The sequence below is a fragment of the Allobosea sp. OAE752 genome (genome assembly GCF_050433265.1).
Classification (GTDB): domain Bacteria; phylum Pseudomonadota; class Alphaproteobacteria; order Rhizobiales; family Beijerinckiaceae; genus Allobosea; species Allobosea spartocytisi.
In genome coordinates this window covers 112,213-128,339 of record NZ_JBNPXO010000010.1, presented here as the reverse complement: position 1 = coordinate 128,339, position 16,127 = coordinate 112,213, and the positions used below count along the sequence as shown (strand labels likewise).

Here is a 16,127-nt window from a genome sequence, read left to right as displayed (position 1 = left end):
AGCGCCGCGCTGCTTTGGTGTCACGCCGGGTCTGGACGATCTCATCGAGGATAGTCGTTTTGATCGACGGCACGCCACAGCCAGTGCTTCTTCCCGGCGATGGTGACCACGACCTCGTCGAGATGCCAGATGTCGCACAGACCCGTTTCTTCAGCCGGAGCCGACGGGCGTAATCCCGTCCGAACTTCAGGGCCCAGCGCCGCACCGTCAATCTGCATTCTGAGAGGGCACGATCGGAGCCGATCGCGCGCCCGCTTCAAACGGCAATACGCCATTCAAGTCATCGGGTTAAAGACAGAATTCGCGGGATCAATCTTCGGCGCTTACACATTAATCCTGGCGGTCGCGAGGAGATGGACGATCTCGCTGCCCGTCAGGCCGTCGGTCGTGTCGCCGGGGCATCGGCGATCGCCTCGAGCTCTGATTGTGTGGACATGCCCATAAGTCATTCAGAGAGTATGCGCGCGTTTTGGCCAATCGAATCCGCGCGCAACTCGTCTTTGGGCACCGTCGGCCATTGTAAAGACCCCGTCATTACAATGCTTGTAATGACACGATCGTTACGCTATGATGGCCCCAAAGGAGATTCCTATGGCAACGACACGTACAAGGGATGCCGAGATCAGTGAGCCGCTGAACATCCGCGTCAAGCCGAGCATCCGCAGCCTCATCGACCGTGCGGCGGCATTAGTAAAGCAGAACCGCACCGATTTCATGCTCGAGGCCTCCGAGCAGCGGGCGCAGCGCGTCCTACTCGATCGCGTTGTGTTTTCGGTAAGCCCGGAGGTCTATGCCGAGTTTGTCGAGCAGCTGGATGCGCCGGCGCTGCCGAATGAGCGTTTGAAGCGCACCATGACCAGCAAGGCGCCGTGGGACGCCGCGTGACCCTATCTGCACCGGTACCGCTGGCCGATCATCACGAGCTGGCCGAATTCAACTCCGGGGTCGCCGAGCTCGACGACTGGCTGGCGAAGCGCGCGCGCAGCAACCAGTCGAGCGGCGCGTCACGGACCTTCGTCTTGTGCGAGGGCAACCGTGTCGTCGGCTATTACGCACTCGCATCGGGCGCCGTCACGCCGGCGGAAGCGCCAGGCAAGATTCGGCGCAACATGCCTGATCCGATCCCGTTTGCGGTGCTTGGCCGGCTTGCGATCGACACGGCATACCAAGGCCAAGGCATCGGTCGGGCCATGGTGAGGGATGCGGGCTTGCGGCTGCTGCGGGCGGCCGAGATCCTCGGTATCCGCGGCCTGCTCATGCACGCCATATCGGAGGACGCCAAGGCCTTCTATCTCGCTCTCGGGTTCACCCCCTCGCCGCTCGACCCGATGATGCTGATGGTCACACTGCGCGATCTGACAGCGGCTGTAAGCCCAAGATGAGCACGGGTCATCCGGAGACATATATAAGCCCCTCATCCCGACCTGGCGAAAACTGCCGGTCAGTTGTGGGCACCGACGCGCATGAGCGCGGAGCAGATGTTTCTCGACGACGACGCTAGCTATCACACTGGCGCGGGCTTCATCGGCGCGGGTCTTGTCGGCTTCGCCGCCGCCATCGCCGCCTTCGGCATTCTGGCACTGCTGTTCGACACGCTGCGCTCGCCGATCATGCGCCTGATCGTGGTTCTGGTCTTCGCCGCGCCCGCTGCCGTCGCCGGATATGCGCTGGTCCGTGGCGTCACCGAGGACTCCGTGCCGTCCGAAATCTGGCGGCAAGTCTTCTGCATCATGGGCGGGGCGTTCGTCTTCGTCTCGGCGCCGACACGGCTGGCGGGCGGCATGGGCCAGCCTGCGAAGTGAAGGCATGGGACCGGCTGGCGGGCATTCTCTTGACTGTGTAAGAATTATTCCTTACTTTCTGTTTGACCGATTGAGGAGCCCCGCCATGGGAGCGCTACTGAAAGAAGAAAGCACCATCACCGCCAAGGGACAGACCACCGTGCCGAAGTCTGTTCGGCAGGCGCTGGGTGTCGATTATGGCGGGCGTATTGCCTTCTTTGTCGATGAGCAGCGCCGCGTCTATGTCCAGAAGGCCGAGGTTGAAGAAACCGTCGATCCCGTGATCGACCGTTTTCTTGAATTTCTCGCGCGGGATATGGCCAAGCACCCCGAGAAATCCGTCCTTCCTTTCCCGCAATCCCTGCTTGACCGGGCTGTTGCCCTGACAGCGGGCATGACGGTCGATCTCGATGCCGAGATCGAGGGGGACGTCTCGATCTGATATGCTGACGACCAATGGCTGGACCGTCCTCGCACACCCTCTCTTTCTCGATCAGTGGGAAAAGCTGATCGAGGCGGTCGACGCGCTCAAGGCGAAGAAGCCGGAGAGCTATCAGAAATCCGCCGACGCCAAGCTGCTCGCCGCCTTGGTCCAGCTCGTCACCGTCGCGGTCCCGTCGGACCCGACAGCGTCAGTCTATCGCCAAGGCTCGACCCTTCGCGATGATCGCAAGCACTGGTTTCGCGCCAAGTTCGGCAATGGCCGTTTCCGGCTTTTTTTTCGGTATAGCAGCGCAAGTAAGGTCATCATCTTCGCCTGGGTGAACGACGAGAACAGCTTGCGGACCTATGGCGCCAAGACAGACGCCTACAAGGTCTTCAAGGGAATGCTGGACGACGGCAATCCGCCCGACGATTGGGATGCGCTGCACAAGCAGGCTTCCGACCCCAAAGCCGTTGATCGACTGGAAAAAGCACCTCCCTCGAAATCGTGACGGATAATGTCCACGAAGAAATTCAGGGCGTTGCTCTTTGGGCCGTGCTCTCGGCTGCGCCGGAACCACGCCCTCGGCGCCTTTCCGCCATTCGGCTTTGATCACTAACGCGACCAGGGCGGCAGCGGTCATTTCGCCGGAAGCCCCGCCGTAGCGAGGCGTCCGAAGGGGCAGCCTTGGATGAGCGATTGACGAAGAAGCCAGGCTTCCGATGTCGCCGGCTCCCGGTCGGGAAGCAGGACGACCGGCAGGCGACGTTCGAGGTCGCAGACAATCGTGCCGTAGCGGTGATTGCGCCGCCACGCGAAGTCATCGATACCGATACGCGAATGGCTCGCTCGGCGCCCGGGCCCGCTGCCGGACCACGCGCAGCAGCGAGGCAGAACCTCGCCGTCGACGGGGTCGGCAACAATTTCTGTCATCGCGATCGGCGGCTTGGCCCACCGCATGGATGCAGCCTTTTCGGCGATAGCCTTTCTACGCTCCGGAGACAGCTTGGTGGCGCGGGCCTTACTGCCCTTGCTCGGGATATCGGTCATGGCGACGAATTCTGTGCTTGCTTGTAAGCATAGGATCGCCGTCGTCCGGCGTGGTGTCTTCGACCTCGCCCGTCGCGATCTGCATAATGCGCACGGCGTTGCCGATCCCGTCGGCGGGGCGCTTCTCGCCATTAGGGCCTTTAGGCATGTTGTGCGCCATCCTTGGTCTCTTCTTCCGGCCAGCGGATCGTCAATGATACGCCACCTCGCAAGTCGATATCCTCGACCAATTCGCGCTCTTTTGGGTGGGTCATCTTCCGGTACCTGTGCTGTTAAAAAAGCCAAGGTTCGCGAGCAGCGTTTTACCGCGCTTGCCGTATCCTGACTTTCCCTTGTGGCCATCTCCATAAGTCCATGTCTGCTCAGGGAGCGGGACGCGGTCAAAATGTGGATCCTTTGCCTTCACGGTGCGCCGAGCCCATTCCAGGAACTCTTTGCTGCTGGCGAAAGTAAGTGTTTCCATACCGCTCCCCATGCTTCCCGCTAAGCATATCGGAACGGGGCCGGGCTGGCGACAGGTGCGCCAACGGCGCGAGATTTCAAACTGAGACACTACCCGGCCACGAGGTTCGGCTGATGCCGCCGACCTACGTTAAGGAGCTTGAATCTCGGCTCGCCAACCGTAACCAGCAACGCGGCATCGGTGGAGACTTCGGCTCAGGCCGCAGCATCAGCCGTGCATGGGCCTTTACCCATCGGCTCGATCTCGACAGGGGCCAGAGGATCGGACTCTGATCCATCCGATTTTGCCGCCGATGCTTCGCCGTGGCCGGATGACGGGATCACGTTCCTGCGGGATCAGCTTGCCTGCGCTACTACGCTTGATCGGATCGGCGCGACAAGCGAACGCCGGGCCCCTCTCCGTTTTCCGAAAGAAACACCACGCCGGCCTTTTCAAAGGCGCTGCGGATTCGCGTGAGAGTAGCCGATCTTAACGCCTCACCTCGTTCGAGACGGACTATGGTTTGTGTTGAAACATCTGCTGCTTTGGCAAGCTCCAGAACGCCCCAATCCAATGCGGCTCGAGCCATCCGGCACTGTACCGGCGTCACCAAATCACCATAATATGATGATTTCTGTTGCTCATATGCTGTGCTTACTGTAGTCTTGAGTTCGCTTTGCGGTCGGAAAGGGTGAGGCAACACCCTCTCCGACCTAACCACGCCCAAGCTGTAAGGAGCTCGGATCAATGGCTGATTCTGAGAATAGCAGAACTTTGTCTTCCGTCACGCGCAGGACGTTGCTGACGGGTACGACGGCGGCCACCGTGGCCTGGCCCTTCGGCTATGGCGCAGGTGCCACCACGGCGCCGGTTGGCAATGCCATTTGCGATCCCGCGCTAGAACTCTGGCGTGCATGGAAGGTCGCCTGTCTCAACACTGCCGCTCTAGGCGAGAAGCAGCAGGGCCTCGAGGCTCAACTGGTCAATACTGTTGGCTTTCCGTGCGCGGAAGTCCATCTGCCGGAGAAAGACACCACTCTCGCCATCTGGTGGCAGGGCGAGATCGGTAACCATTTCGGCGACGATTTCGCCTTCGCCGATATCCGCGCGAAGGCCGAAGCCGATCTGGCCGCCCATCAGGCCCGCTGGGACGCCGAGGATGAACGCATCGGCTATTCCGCGGCCATGCAGGCGGAACGGATCGCCGCTGACCGTGAACAGGAACTGATGGACGCTCTGACGGTCACGCCCGCCACGACGCTTGCCGGCGTAGCGGGCAAGCTCAATGCGGTCATGCGCGAAAGCGAATTCTTCGGGGAGTGTACGGATTTCCCCTGGTCGCTGGTACGCTCCGCGCTTGATGACATTGTTCGTATAGCGCGGCATGGGCGCGCAGCATGAAAGCCCGTGCGGGTCGCCGGTTGCAATCGGGACACATCCACCCGAGCATGGCTCGGCAGTCTGCCTGGAAGCGAAAGGCTTGGTGGCGCGGCCCAGCCGATGCTTTTTCTTCGCTTGCGCCTCACTATATGATATGCATGACGCATATCATGGAGCCTGAGATGCGAGCCCTGATCGACATGAACGATGCGCAGGTCGAAGCCCTCGACATCCTCGCCAAACGGATGCGCCGGTCCCGTGCCGCTCTGATCCGCGAGGCGATTGACGGCTATCTCGACCGCCATCACCGCGAGCAGGTCGGGGATGGCTTCGGTTTGTGGGGCGAGCGCAAGCTTGACGGTCTGGCTTATCAGGAGAAAGTGCGCGGTGAATGGTAGGCGCACTGTTCGACACCAATATCCTCATCGACCATTTGAACGCGATCGCTCAGGCCCGTGCGGAAATCGAGCGCTTCGAAAATCGGGCCATCAGCATCATCACCTGGATGGAGGTGATGGTCGGAGCGGATGCCGATCTGGTCGAGCCTACCAGGCACTTCGTTGACGGCTTCAAGCTCATCGCGCTCGACGACGAGATCGCCAGCCGAGCGGTCGAGTTGCGCAGAGCGCATCGCATCAAGTTGCCGGACGCGGTCATCTGGGCTACGGCGCAGACCGCGGGGCGTCTGCTCGTGACCCGCAACACCAAGGACTTTCCGTTCGACGACCCGGGGATACGCGAACCCTATGCGCTGTAGCGCCCACCGTTCGAGTGATAGGAGCTGCCGCTCAAGCCGAAGCAATGGCCACGTGGCATATCTGGATCTGTGATGATCGGCTGCCCCGGGCGGCGCCACCAGCATATCTCAGCCAGCCTCAATGGTGAGGTCTGCCTCGCTATCAATCTTGCGATAAACGGCGCGACCAGATCCGCCGGGGCGGTCACATTGCAATATCCGGGGCACGCCGGTGAAGGATCTGCGCCGCGACATTGTCGTTGGCGACATTCTGTAGTTCCGCACTTCGTCTGGGAGGACAGGACGGAGGTTAAAACGACGCATCCGAATGGTGATTGGGAGACGGGCGGTTCGACGGTTGAGAAGCGACCTCACCACACCGCCATCATCGAGGCTCTCGTCGGCCAAGGCATTGTCGACGTGCTGGAGCAAAACGTTCCCTCAGGCGATCCGATCCATCGCGCACGCCTCCTTATCGTCTCGTTCCTGGGTCCGAAAGTGAAGAAGGCTTTGCCCAACGGGGACCTGGCGGAAACCACGCCCAACTACCGCGTCAGCGGCACCGTCTGGGCATTTCACCCGCAGGTCGCGTTGCCAGGCAAGAAGCCTTGAAGCACCGGCGGCGGCAGGCCTTATTGGCTAGAGATCACTCGCTGCGCAGCGAAAAGATCGCCAAAGAAAAGGCTCGGTTCCGAAAGGGATCGAGCCTCTTTAGCTTGTACTGATGCATTGCTCCGAAGGTCTGACATCACGTTAGTCACGGTACGAATTTGCATCAGTTTAATTAAGTATCTGATTTATACCGATCCTCGTCATAAACTGAGCCGTTCCTTGCGCTAAGCCCACGCTGCGCTGCGGACGATCGATTGTAATCGACCTTGAATACATACTGACAGGTGGGCAGATTCTTCACCTTGGCCTGTCGCCCGATCGCCAGGCGAAGGTTCTAGGGATCAGTCGAGGTAGCATCTACGATCTGCCTAGCGCGGTTCCCACCGGATCTGGCTCTGATGCCCCGGATCGACGCGCTACACCTGGAGTCGCTTTTTCGGCTATCGGGCGCTTCGCCGGTGGGAGATGCAATCTCCCTTTGACACGGTCCGAATCGCCGATGCGCGGACAAAAACGGCCGACAGACTGCTCAAGGCAAGTTGTTTGGGTCTGCATGCATCCAACTTTGCACAAGCGACCTTAGATAGTCACCGTAAGCGCTTTTCGCTAGTTTCTCTGCCGACTGCGCTACATCTTCGACGGAGATCCAACGCTGCCTGGCTGCGATCTCTTCGGGACAAGCGATGCAAAGTCCCTGTCGGCTTTGGAGCGTCCTGACGAACTCCCCAGCTTCCAGCAGGCTGTGCGGCGTCCCTGTATCGAGCCAAGCGAAGCCTCGGCCCATGCATTCGACTGAGAGCTCACCGCGCTCGAGATAGACGCGGTTGACATCGGTTATTTCAAGCTCGCCGCGCGCGGAAGGCTTCAGCCGGGCGGCGATTTCGACGACCTGAGCGTCGTAGAAATAAAGCCCTGTCACGGCCCAGTTTGATTTTGGCGCCTTGGGCTTCTCCTCGATCGAGATCGCCTTGCCAGCAGCATCGAACTCGACCACGCCGTAACGCTCGGGGTCGCTGACATGATAGGCGAAGACGCTCGCGCCCCTGGACCGGGCCGCGGCCGAGGCCATCATCTCCGGCAGGGTATGACCGTAAAACAGATTGTCGCCGAGGATCAGCACCGAGGGCTGCCCGGCGACGAAATCGGCGCCGATGAGATAGGCCTGCGCCAGCCCGCCCGGATGCGCCTGCTCGGCATAGCTCAGCTTCATGCCCCAGTCGGAACCGTCGCCGAGCAGGCGCTGGAAATGCGGCAGATCATGCGGAGTCGAGATGATCAGCACCTCGCGGATGCCGGCGAGCATCAGCGTCGAGAGCGGATAGTAGATCATCGGCTTGTCGTAGACCGGCAGAAGCTGCTTCGACATTGCCAGCGTCATCGGGTGGAGCCGCGTGCCGGAGCCGCCGGCGAGGATGATGCCCTTCATCGTTACTGGTCCTTGCGCTGATCTCTGAGAAGTCGCGCGACGCAAGCTTGGAGCGACCCTTGCCATTCCGGCAGCCGCACGCCATGGGCACGGGCGAGCTTGCCGCAATCGAGCCGGGAGTTCGCCGGCCGGCGCGCCGGTGTCGGGTAATCGGCGGTGGCGATTCGCTTGACCCGGACGGGTTTGCCGCCCTGCCGTTCGCGTTCGGCGAAGATCGCCTCCGCGACATCGGCCCAGACGGCCTCGCCCGTCGCGCTCATATGGAAGACGCCGCGGAGGGAAGCATCCTCCGTCCTGCCGGTCAGGTTACGTGCGACGGCGAAGACCGCATCGGCGATGTCAAGCGCGCTGGTCGGGCTTCCCGCCTGGTCGGCGACGACGCCGACCTCGTCGCGGGCCTCGGCCAGGCGCAGCATCGTCTTGACGAAATTCTTGCCGAAGGGGCTGTAGATCCAGGCCGTACGCAGGATGGCGTGGTTGCCGGTCGCTGCCGCGACCGCCTGCTCACCGGCGAGTTTGCTCGCGCCATAGGCCGAGATCGGGCCGGTCGCATCGTCCTCGCGATAGGGCCGGTCGAGGCCGCCATCGAAGACATAGTCGGTTGAAAGCTGGATCATGGGAATGCCGAGGGCGGCCGCCGCCCGTGCGGCTTCGCCAGCGGCCTCGCCATTGACGCGCATGGCGAGCTCGGGCTCGCTCTCGGCCTGATCGACCGCCGTATAGGCGGCGGTGTTGACGATGACGTCGGGCCTGGCCGCGCGCAGCGCCGGCGCGACCGTCCTGGGGACGGAAAGGTCAAGCTCCGGGCGGCGGATCGCGATGACCTCGACACCGACCGGCACGCGCTCCAGCATCGCGCAGACGACCTGGCCGGTCCAACCGGTAACGGCGATGCGCAATGTCATCAGTCGAAATACCGCAGCATCTCGGCAAGGCGCGGGTGCTTGCGGTCCTTGTCGGAGAGGATGAGATCGGAGAGCGGCAGGCGCCAATCGATGCCGAGCGCCGGGTCATCGAAAGCCAACCCATGATCGTTTGCGGCGCCATAAGGCGCCGTCACCTTGTAGAGCACCTCGGTATCCGGCTCGAGCGTGATGAAGCCATGGGCGAATCCGATCGGAACCAGAACCTGCTTCCAATTCTCGGCCGAGAGCTCGACCGCGACGTGCTTGCCGAAGGTCGGGGAAGAGGCGCGGATATCGACCGCGACATCGAGGATCCGTCCGCGCGCGACGCGCACCAGCTTGTCCTGCGCGAAGGGCGGCGACTGGAAATGCAGGCCGCGCAGCGTGCCGACCCGCGCCGAGAGCGAGTGATTGTCCTGCACGAAAACAAGACCGATTCCAGCCGCCACCATGTCGGACTGCTTATAGACCTCGGAGAAGTAACCGCGATGGTCGCCATGCTTCTTCGGGGTAATGATCTTAACTGCCGGGATGGCGGTCTCTTCGACGCTGAGCATGCTATCGTCCCTCCCGCTCAAGCCACGCCGAGGCGCTCGCCCCGATAGACGCCGGACCGGATGTCGCCCCACCAGCTGGGATTGGCGAGATACCACTCGACCGTGCGGCGAAGCCCGGTCTCGAAGGTCTCCTTCGGCGCCCAGCCGAGCTCGCGGCCGATCTTGCCGGCGTCGATGGCATAGCGCGCATCATGGCCGGGGCGGTCGGTGACATAGGTGATCAGTCGCTCATGCGGACCTTCCGGATCAGGCCGGAGCTCGTCGAGAATGGCGCAGATGGCCTTCACCACCTCGAGATTAGTCTTCTCGTTGTGGCCGCCGATATTGTAGCTCTCGCCGGTCTTGCCGGCGGTGGCGACCGTCAGCAGCGCGTCGGCGTGATCGTCGACATAGAGCCAGTCACGCACGTTCAGCCCGTTGCCGTAGACCGGCAGTGGCTTGCCCTCAAGCGCGTTGATGATCATCAGCGGGATCAGCTTCTCGGGGAAGTGATAGGGTCCGTAATTATTCGAGCAGTTGGTCATCACGACCGGCAAGTGATAGGTATGATGCCAGGCACGTACGAGATGGTCCGACGCCGCCTTGGAGGCGGAATAGGGCGAGTTGGGCTGGTAAGCCGTGTCTTCGCGAAAGAATCCTTTCTCGCCGAGCGAGCCGAAGACCTCATCGGTGGAGATGTGATGGAAGCGGAAGCGCTTCCTGGCCTCGCTTTCGAGGTTGCGCCAGTGCCGCAGCGCCTCCTGCAGCAGCGAGAAGGTGCCGACGATATTGGTCTGGATGAAGTCGCGTGGCCCGTCGATCGAGCGGTCGACATGGCTCTCCGCGGCGAGATGCATGACGATGTCAGGCTTGAACTCGGCGAATAGCGTCCGCATGCACTCGCCGTCGCCGATATCGGCCTGCTCGAAGCGGTAGCGGCTGCTGCCGGACACCGGGGCGAGGGAGGCGAGGTTTCCGGCATAGGTCAGCTTATCGACGACGCAGACGTCGTGCTGCGTCTCGCCGATCAGCTTGCGCACGACCGCCGAACCGATAAAGCCGGCGCCGCCGGTGACAATGAAACGCAAACTCATTCCTGCGGAACTCCACCGGGTGTCAGCTTGTGCATTTGAAGCTTGAAGCTAGAGCCTGTCGTCAGTGGTCGATGTCAAGCGTCGAAGAAACTCCGTTCCGCAAAAGCTCCGTGCGCAGTTTGGTCTGCTGGAGCATATAATTGCTGATTATGAGGATTCTGAGCAGAACGGCGCAAGTGGAGTGGAGGTAGCGTTTGCTTAATCTTCCGGAACCAGGCCGTCACGCTGGAAGAAGCCCTTATGACGATGCCGTTCCTGAAAAACAGCGAGCGTTGGATGCTCACTCCACCGTGACGGATTTCGCCAGATTGCGCGGCTGGTCGACGTCCTTGCCCATGAAAACCGCCGTCTGATAGGCGATCATCTGGATCGGCAGGGCGTAGACGATCGGCGCGAAGGTGGGGTCCATATCCGGCATCACGATCGTCGCCTCGGGCTCGATGCCGCATTCGGCGGCGCCCTTGGCATCGGTGATCAGGATGATGCGCCCGCCGCGCGCCGCGACCTCCTGCATGTTGGAGGCTGTCTTTTCGAAGAGCGCATCGTGAGGCGCGACGACGATGCCCGGCATATCCTCGTCGATCAGCGCGATCGGCCCGTGCTTGAGCTCGCCCGCCGCGTAACCTTCGGCGTGGACGTAGCTGATTTCCTTCAGCTTCAGCGCGCCTTCGAGCGCCAGCGGGAAGCTGGTGCCGCGGCCGAGATACAGCACGTCCTTGGCCTTGGAAAGCTCGCGGGCGAGTGCCTCGACCTGCGGCTCAAGCGTCAGGACCTTGGTCATCAGGCCTGGCAGCGCGATCAGGTCCCGGACGTATCCAGCCTCCTGTTCCGCCGAGATCGTGCCGCGCGCCCGCGCCGCCGACAGGGCCAGGCAGGCAAGGGCAGTGAGCTGGCAGGTGAAGGCCTTGGTCGAGGCGACGCCGATCTCAGGGCCGGCGAGCGTCGGCGCGACGACGTCGCTCTCCCGCGCGATCGTCGATGTCGGCATGTTGACCACCGAGAGGATCGCCTGCGCCTGCTTGCGGGCATATTGCAGGCAGGCGAGCGTATCGGCCGTCTCGCCGGACTGCGAGATGAACAGCGACAGGCCACCCTCCGGCAGCGGCGGCTCGCGATAGCGGAATTCCGACGCGACATCGATCTCGACCGGCAGACGCGCCAGCCGCTCAAACCAGTATTTGGCGGTCAGCCCGGCATAATAGGCGGTGCCGCATGCCGACATCGAGACGCGCGAGAGCTTCACCCAGTCGATGCCTTCCACCGGTCGCAGGCCGCCGGCGGCCATGTCCAGATAGTGCGTCAGCGTATGGCCGACCACCTCGGGCTGCTCGTGAATCTCCTTGGACATGAAGTGGCGATGATTGCCCTTGTCCACCAGCAGCGCGCCGGCGGCGACCTGCCGCGCGCGCCGCTCGACCTGCTTGTTGCCGCGGTCGTAGAAGGTCGCGCCGCGCCGGTTGAGGACGACCCAGTCGCCCTCCTCCAAATAGGCGATCAGACTGGTGAAGGGGGCGAGCGCCACGGCATCGGAGCCGAGATACATCTCGCCGTCGCCGAGGCCGACCGCGAGCGGCGGGCCGTTGCGCGCGCCGATCAGCAGATCCTCCTCGCCCTGGAAGAGGAATGCGAGCGCGAAAGCGCCCCGCAGGCGCGGCAGGCACTGGGCCACCGCTTCGACCGGGCCGAGTCCCTCATCCATGGCGCGCGTGACGAGCTGGGCGACGATCTCGGTGTCGGTCTGGGTCTCGAAGCGGTAGCCGGCGGCCTCCAGCTCCGCCTTCAACTCGCGGAAGTTCTCGATGATGCCGTTATGGACGACGGCGAGCTTTCCGGTGGCGTGGGGATGGGCGTTGGTCTCGTTGGGCTTGCCGTGCGTCGCCCAGCGGGTGTGGCCGACGCCGATCAACCCGTCGAGCGGATCGCTCGACAGGCGTAGTTCGAGATTCCCGAGCTTGCCCTCGGCCCGGCGACGGGCGAGCTTGCCGGCCTCCAGCGTCGCGATGCCGGCGGAATCATAACCGCGATATTCGAGCCGCCGCAGGGCCTCGAATATCTGCGGCGCCACCGCTTGCTTGCCCAGAATCCCGACGATGCCGCACATGAGCGAGCCTCTTGAATCGTGACGATGGTTCAAGCGCATAATGGCGAAATGCGCCGCTGCCTAATCAATCTGCATGGCGAACTGTGAATGTATGCCCGACGGCGCCTGCCTCAGGCCCCGCCCGTCGCGCCCTGAGAGCCGCGGCGGCGCGGCGCAGAACCGGCTCACCCAGCCTTACTCGCCCACCTGCTGCGCCCGCCACCCCGCCAGCGCATCGGACGCGACATCCTCGGTGATGACGGAGCCGGAGCCAACATAGGCACCGTCGCCGATTGCGACCGGCGCGACGAGCGCGGAGTTGGAGTCGACGAACGCCCCTGCCCCGATCACGGTCCGGACCTTGTTGAAGCCGTCGTAGTTGCAGGTAATCGTGCCGGCCCCGATGTTCGCGCCGACGCCGACTGAGGGATCCCCGATAGGCGAGGTGGTTGGACCTTGGCGCCGGAATCGATCTCCGCCGCCTTGATCCAGATCGCCCTTGATTCGGCGCATGCGGGCCGGCAGGGGGAGTCGACCCGTGCGGCTTTGCCAAAGTCACCCGAGGTCAAAAGGGGGGAGAGCTGCGCCGGATGATGCCGGAGCAAATATAAGAAGCGGGTTAGCACACCGACGAATGAACGAGCTCGCTCCGAGATCAAACAGCTCCTGGGTCTTCCGAGCCGCATGAACGTCGCCCGGGCCCATGACTTCCTTAGTCTCTGGCATCCGATCATATTTCTGAGACGATGTCCGAGGGCAAATGCGTTTACGGTCGATGCGAGCCGCGCCGCATCTGTCTTGTGCCCTCAGAATGGCACATTCCATTTTCCGAAAGTATATGTACAAAATATGCTCGAGGAATAATGTATAATCACAACGCTTTCAAAATGTCCAGGCGGACTATAACAAGCAGCTCGCGTTTTGCCTATTGACTGCGATGGCATCCAACGCTAGCCCCTGGACAGAGACTCGCAATTATTTCAATACGCAGGTTCGATCAGCTGTCATGCCGCGCTTAGCGATTATTACAACGGCGGCGCCGCCCTCGGCAAATGGTCAGGCGCGCGTTCTCGGTGCGCTTCTTGGTCAAGGCCGCTTCGATACTCTTTTTTTGTCGGATCAGTTGCGCGAGTTAGATCCGCACGAGCCTAGGTCGGGGGTATACATCGCGCTGTCGCAGCCGTCATTCCAGCTCATCCGTACGATTAAAAACAAGCATCTACAACGCCTTAATAATGCGGCCGGGCTGATCCGGGATGTTAAGAAGCGCGCACGGGAGATTGTCGCGGCGGTGCGGGCGCATCCCGTCGATGTGATCATCGGATGCAGCGGCAATCCTTTTGACCTGCCATCTGCTGCGCTCGCCGCCAAGCGTCTGAAATTGCCGTTCGTGGCCTATTTGTTCGACGATCCGGTATACCAATGGGAAGCAGGATTATACCGCGTCTTGGCGCGGATGTGGGAAAAGCGCTGGGCAGCGCAGGCGGCTAAAGTGATTGTTCCGAACGAGGTTCTGGCGGAGGATGTTCGATCGCGCGTGCAACGCGCAGCCATCTCAGTTATTCGGAACCCTGTTGATCTCGTGCGCATGGAAGGTAAGCCTGGAGGTCAACGCGAGACAGCACTGTACCCGCGTTCGCCGGCGCAGTCATCGCTAACAGTCGTTTACACCGGTTCCGTTTATAGCGCGCAGGCAAGTTCGTTTAGGAATTTGGTCGCCGCGCTTGACCTACTCGGGGGAAGTTTTCAGCTCCATCTTCACACAGCCCAGAGCGAGGAGCAGGTTCGAGATGCGGGTTTAGTTGGGCCGTACGTGCGTCGTTTCGGCCACTTACCACAGGAACACGCTCTTCAGCGCCAGCGAGAGGCGGATATTTTATTCCTACCACTTGCCTTCCAATCTCCCATTCCGGAAGTTGTACGGTCATCGGCCCCGGCAAAAATAGCCGAATACCTTGCCTCAGGACGTCCCGTCCTCGTTCATGCCCCTCGCGGATCATTCGTATCTTCGTTCTTTGCGGCGCGAGAGGCGGGGCTTGTTGTCGACGAGCCCGATGTTGAGGCACTCGCACGATCTTTGGTTCGGCTCAGCGAGGAGCCGGCGCTCTGTTCTCGGCTAGTCGCGAACGCGAAAGCTGCGGCCGAAGAGTTTGATATAGGCAAGGCTCGCGAAGCTTTCGCTGCCGTTTTTAAAGAAATTGCCAGGCAATGAGTTCCTTTCAGGAAGTTAAGCGTCCTCGAATTCTATTTGTGGCTATGCATCATTCCGTCCATACAGCGCGGTGGATCGAGTCGCTTCGGGAGTTTGATTTTGATCTTCATTTATATGCGGTCGATCCGACCCCCGCGCATGCCAATATACGTGGGGTGACTCTCCACGTTCCGACGCCGATGTATCCTGCGCCGCCGAAGCAGGAGCTTTCAAGAAGGCAGCGCGTCGCTCGCCTTTTCCGGCAAGCTGTGGCGAACCCCAACGAAGCTTTTCGGGTCATCCGAGCAAAGGTGGCCGACACAGTGGCGCGTCACTCCCGTTCGCCTAGTCCGCCGCCTAGCACGGAAGACAAGCGCGTCCGCGAAGTGCCCTTCACAGGGATCGATCCAATGGCCATGGTCCGTCTCGGGCGCTCAGACGAAAGCAATGAAGCGATCATGGCTCTCCATGGTCCTGATATGTTGGCTAGAGTCATCGCCGAGGTGCAGCCGGACCTCATTCATTCTCTGGAATTCCAGCATAATGCCTATCTTGTGCTCGCTGCGCGGGACCTTATGCATGCCCGTAGCCCGTCCTGCAGCTTTCCGCGCTGGTTAGCGACGAATTGGGGCAGCGACATCTATCATTTCGGCCGCGACGAAGCTCATGCCCGGCAGATCCGGCGAGTGTGCGAAGCAATCGACCTCTATTCTTGCGAGTGTCGCCGCGACCTCGCTTTAGGTCGCAGCTTCGGCTATCGAGGACCAGAGCTACCGGTTCTAGCAAATTCGGGAGGCATCGATGTTGACGCCGCCCAGCGCTTGCGCGACCAAGCCCCGCCATCGCAGCGCAAGCTCATAATGGTCAAGGGCTACGATCATTTCGCCGGCCGCGCCATGGTATCCCTTGCCGTGCTCGAGCGTTTCGCCGACCGTTTAAAAGACTATGAGATCGTCATGTTTTCGGTCGGCGCCCGTCCTCGGGCCCGTGCTCTCGAATTGAAAGCCGCCGGGGTCCTCAATATCCGCGTCATCGATATCGCCACGCATGACGAGATTTTGGAATGCTTCGGACGCGCTCGAGCATATCTGGCCATTAGTATCTCCGATGGAATCTCGACCTCCGTGCTAGAGGCGATGTTGATGGGTGCCTTTCCGATTCAAACCAATACATCCTGCTGCGAGGAGTGGTTCGTCCAGGGAGAGACCGGGTTTGCTGTCGCTCCGGACGATTTCGAAGTGATCTGTGCGCAGTTCGAACGTGCGCTAACGGATGATACCTTGGTTGACAAGGCGGCGATACGCAATCTCGAGATCATACGGTCTCGCCTCGATCAGTCGGTCATGACACCGGCCATCCGCGACTTCTATCGTCAAGCGCTCGGTGTGCCGCTCCGTCGCGATGGGAGTGAAACCCGCTGAAAGTCCTTCAGATCAACGCCAGCGACGTCGTCGGCAGTCGCTTCAACAA

The 16,127-nt window shown here is 61.4% G+C and carries 20 protein-coding genes and 4 pseudogenes; 13 read left to right on the top strand and 11 right to left on the bottom strand.

What is annotated here, in order from left to right; translation table 11 throughout:
• Position 1: 1 nt before the first annotated feature.
• A pseudogene (locus tag GGC47_RS22450) lies at positions 2–208 on the bottom strand (DDE-type integrase/transposase/recombinase); the annotation flags it as partial.
• A gap of 383 nt (positions 209–591) precedes the next feature.
• Here GGC47_RS22450 and GGC47_RS22445 point away from each other — a divergent pair.
• From GGC47_RS22445 to GGC47_RS22425, 5 genes are all read left to right on the top strand, one after another.
• Entirely contained in the window at positions 592–885 is a 294-nt protein-coding gene (locus GGC47_RS22445) for a type II toxin-antitoxin system TacA family antitoxin (protein WP_429068849.1), read from the top strand.
• Positions 882–1,382 carry a GNAT family N-acetyltransferase gene (locus tag GGC47_RS22440; RefSeq protein WP_429068847.1) on the top strand — a complete coding sequence of 167 codons (501 nt, stop codon included), beginning with the start codon at positions 882–884 and terminating at the stop codon, positions 1,380–1,382. The genes GGC47_RS22445 and GGC47_RS22440 overlap by 4 nt, the downstream gene beginning before the upstream one ends.
• Positions 1,383–1,463: 81 nt before the next feature.
• A complete protein-coding gene (locus GGC47_RS22435; RefSeq protein ID WP_429068846.1) occupies positions 1,464–1,802 on the top strand; it encodes a hypothetical protein in 339 nt (112 codons plus the stop codon).
• Between the two features lie 85 nt (positions 1,803–1,887).
• Positions 1,888–2,223, top strand: coding sequence for a type II toxin-antitoxin system PrlF family antitoxin (locus GGC47_RS22430; RefSeq protein WP_429068844.1), 336 nt, complete (start codon positions 1,888–1,890; stop codon positions 2,221–2,223).
• Between the two features lies 1 nt (position 2,224).
• A complete protein-coding gene (locus GGC47_RS22425; protein ID WP_429068842.1) occupies positions 2,225–2,716 on the top strand; it encodes a type II toxin-antitoxin system YhaV family toxin in 492 nt (163 codons plus the stop codon).
• Positions 2,717–2,853: 137 nt separating this feature from the next.
• On the opposite strand, the pseudogene GGC47_RS22420 reads toward GGC47_RS22425, so the two are convergent.
• From GGC47_RS22420 to GGC47_RS22410, 3 genes and pseudogenes are all read right to left on the bottom strand, one after another.
• Positions 2,854–3,094: pseudogene (locus GGC47_RS22420) on the bottom strand (transposase); the annotation flags it as partial.
• A 132-nt stretch (positions 3,095–3,226) separates the two neighbouring features.
• Positions 3,227–3,415, bottom strand: a complete 189-nt coding sequence (locus GGC47_RS22415) for a hypothetical protein (RefSeq protein WP_429068840.1) — start codon at positions 3,413–3,415, stop codon at positions 3,227–3,229.
• Positions 3,416–3,505: 90 nt separating this feature from the next.
• A complete protein-coding gene (locus GGC47_RS22410) occupies positions 3,506–3,718 on the bottom strand; it encodes a hypothetical protein (protein WP_429068839.1) in 213 nt (70 codons plus the stop codon).
• A 113-nt stretch (positions 3,719–3,831) separates the two neighbouring features.
• On the opposite strand from GGC47_RS22410, the gene GGC47_RS22405 reads away from it, so the two are divergent.
• Entirely contained in the window at positions 3,832–3,990 is a 159-nt protein-coding gene (locus GGC47_RS22405) for a hypothetical protein (RefSeq protein WP_429068837.1), read from the top strand.
• Positions 3,991–4,070: 80 nt separating this feature from the next.
• On the opposite strand, the gene GGC47_RS22400 is transcribed toward GGC47_RS22405, so the two are convergent.
• On the bottom strand, positions 4,071–4,307 hold the full coding sequence (locus GGC47_RS22400) for a helix-turn-helix domain-containing protein (protein WP_429069042.1): 237 nt from the start codon (positions 4,305–4,307) through the stop codon (positions 4,071–4,073).
• A 137-nt stretch (positions 4,308–4,444) separates the two neighbouring features.
• Here GGC47_RS22400 and GGC47_RS22395 point away from each other — a divergent pair, with 137 nt between their 5' ends.
• From GGC47_RS22395 to GGC47_RS22375, 5 genes and pseudogenes are all read left to right on the top strand, one after another.
• Positions 4,445–5,098, top strand: coding sequence for a hypothetical protein (locus GGC47_RS22395; protein ID WP_429068835.1), 654 nt, complete (start codon positions 4,445–4,447; stop codon positions 5,096–5,098).
• Between the two features lie 161 nt (positions 5,099–5,259).
• A complete protein-coding gene (locus GGC47_RS22390; RefSeq protein ID WP_429068834.1) occupies positions 5,260–5,475 on the top strand; it encodes a CopG family ribbon-helix-helix protein in 216 nt (71 codons plus the stop codon).
• Entirely contained in the window at positions 5,469–5,834 is a 366-nt protein-coding gene (locus tag GGC47_RS22385; RefSeq protein ID WP_429068833.1) for a type II toxin-antitoxin system VapC family toxin, read from the top strand. Before GGC47_RS22390 ends, GGC47_RS22385 begins: the two co-directional genes overlap by 7 nt.
• Positions 5,835–5,906: 72 nt before the next feature.
• Positions 5,907–6,425 (top strand): hypothetical protein, encoded by a 519-nt coding sequence (locus tag GGC47_RS22380; RefSeq protein ID WP_429068831.1) that lies wholly within the window; start codon positions 5,907–5,909, stop codon positions 6,423–6,425.
• Positions 6,426–6,738: 313 nt separating this feature from the next.
• Positions 6,739–6,862: pseudogene (locus GGC47_RS22375) on the top strand (IS3 family transposase); the annotation flags it as partial.
• Between the two features lie 92 nt (positions 6,863–6,954).
• Here the strand turns inward: GGC47_RS22375 and rfbA are convergent.
• From rfbA to glmU, 6 genes and pseudogenes are all read right to left on the bottom strand, one after another.
• Positions 6,955–7,851, bottom strand: coding sequence for a glucose-1-phosphate thymidylyltransferase RfbA (gene rfbA, locus GGC47_RS22370; protein ID WP_429068829.1), 897 nt, complete (start codon positions 7,849–7,851; stop codon positions 6,955–6,957).
• A gap of 2 nt (positions 7,852–7,853) precedes the next feature.
• Positions 7,854–8,756, bottom strand: coding sequence for a dTDP-4-dehydrorhamnose reductase (gene rfbD / locus GGC47_RS22365; protein ID WP_429068827.1), 903 nt, complete (start codon positions 8,754–8,756; stop codon positions 7,854–7,856).
• Complete coding sequence (rfbC, locus tag GGC47_RS22360) at positions 8,756–9,313, bottom strand: dTDP-4-dehydrorhamnose 3,5-epimerase (RefSeq protein ID WP_429068825.1); 558 nt, start codon at positions 9,311–9,313, stop codon at positions 8,756–8,758. Before rfbC ends, rfbD begins: the two co-directional genes overlap by 1 nt.
• Before the next feature lie 17 nt (positions 9,314–9,330).
• Entirely contained in the window at positions 9,331–10,386 is a 1,056-nt protein-coding gene (rfbB, locus tag GGC47_RS22355; protein WP_429068823.1) for a dTDP-glucose 4,6-dehydratase, read from the bottom strand.
• Between the two features lie 280 nt (positions 10,387–10,666).
• Positions 10,667–12,487 (bottom strand): glutamine--fructose-6-phosphate transaminase (isomerizing), encoded by a 1,821-nt coding sequence (glmS, locus tag GGC47_RS22350; protein WP_429068822.1) that lies wholly within the window; start codon positions 12,485–12,487, stop codon positions 10,667–10,669.
• 174 nt (positions 12,488–12,661) lie between these two features.
• Positions 12,662–12,954: pseudogene (glmU, locus tag GGC47_RS22345) on the bottom strand (bifunctional UDP-N-acetylglucosamine diphosphorylase/glucosamine-1-phosphate N-acetyltransferase GlmU); the annotation flags it as partial.
• A gap of 518 nt (positions 12,955–13,472) precedes the next feature.
• Between glmU and GGC47_RS22340 the strand changes: the two are divergent.
• Together GGC47_RS22340 and GGC47_RS22335 are read left to right on the top strand one after the other, a co-directional pair.
• A complete protein-coding gene (locus GGC47_RS22340) occupies positions 13,473–14,678 on the top strand; it encodes a glycosyltransferase (RefSeq protein WP_429068820.1) in 1,206 nt (401 codons plus the stop codon).
• The gene (locus GGC47_RS22335; RefSeq protein WP_133565224.1) at positions 14,675–16,078 is read left to right on the top strand and encodes a glycosyltransferase; all 1,404 of its coding nucleotides are present in this window, start codon (positions 14,675–14,677) and stop codon (positions 16,076–16,078) included. Before GGC47_RS22340 ends, GGC47_RS22335 begins: the two co-directional genes overlap by 4 nt.
• Positions 16,079–16,127: the final 49 nt, after the last annotated feature.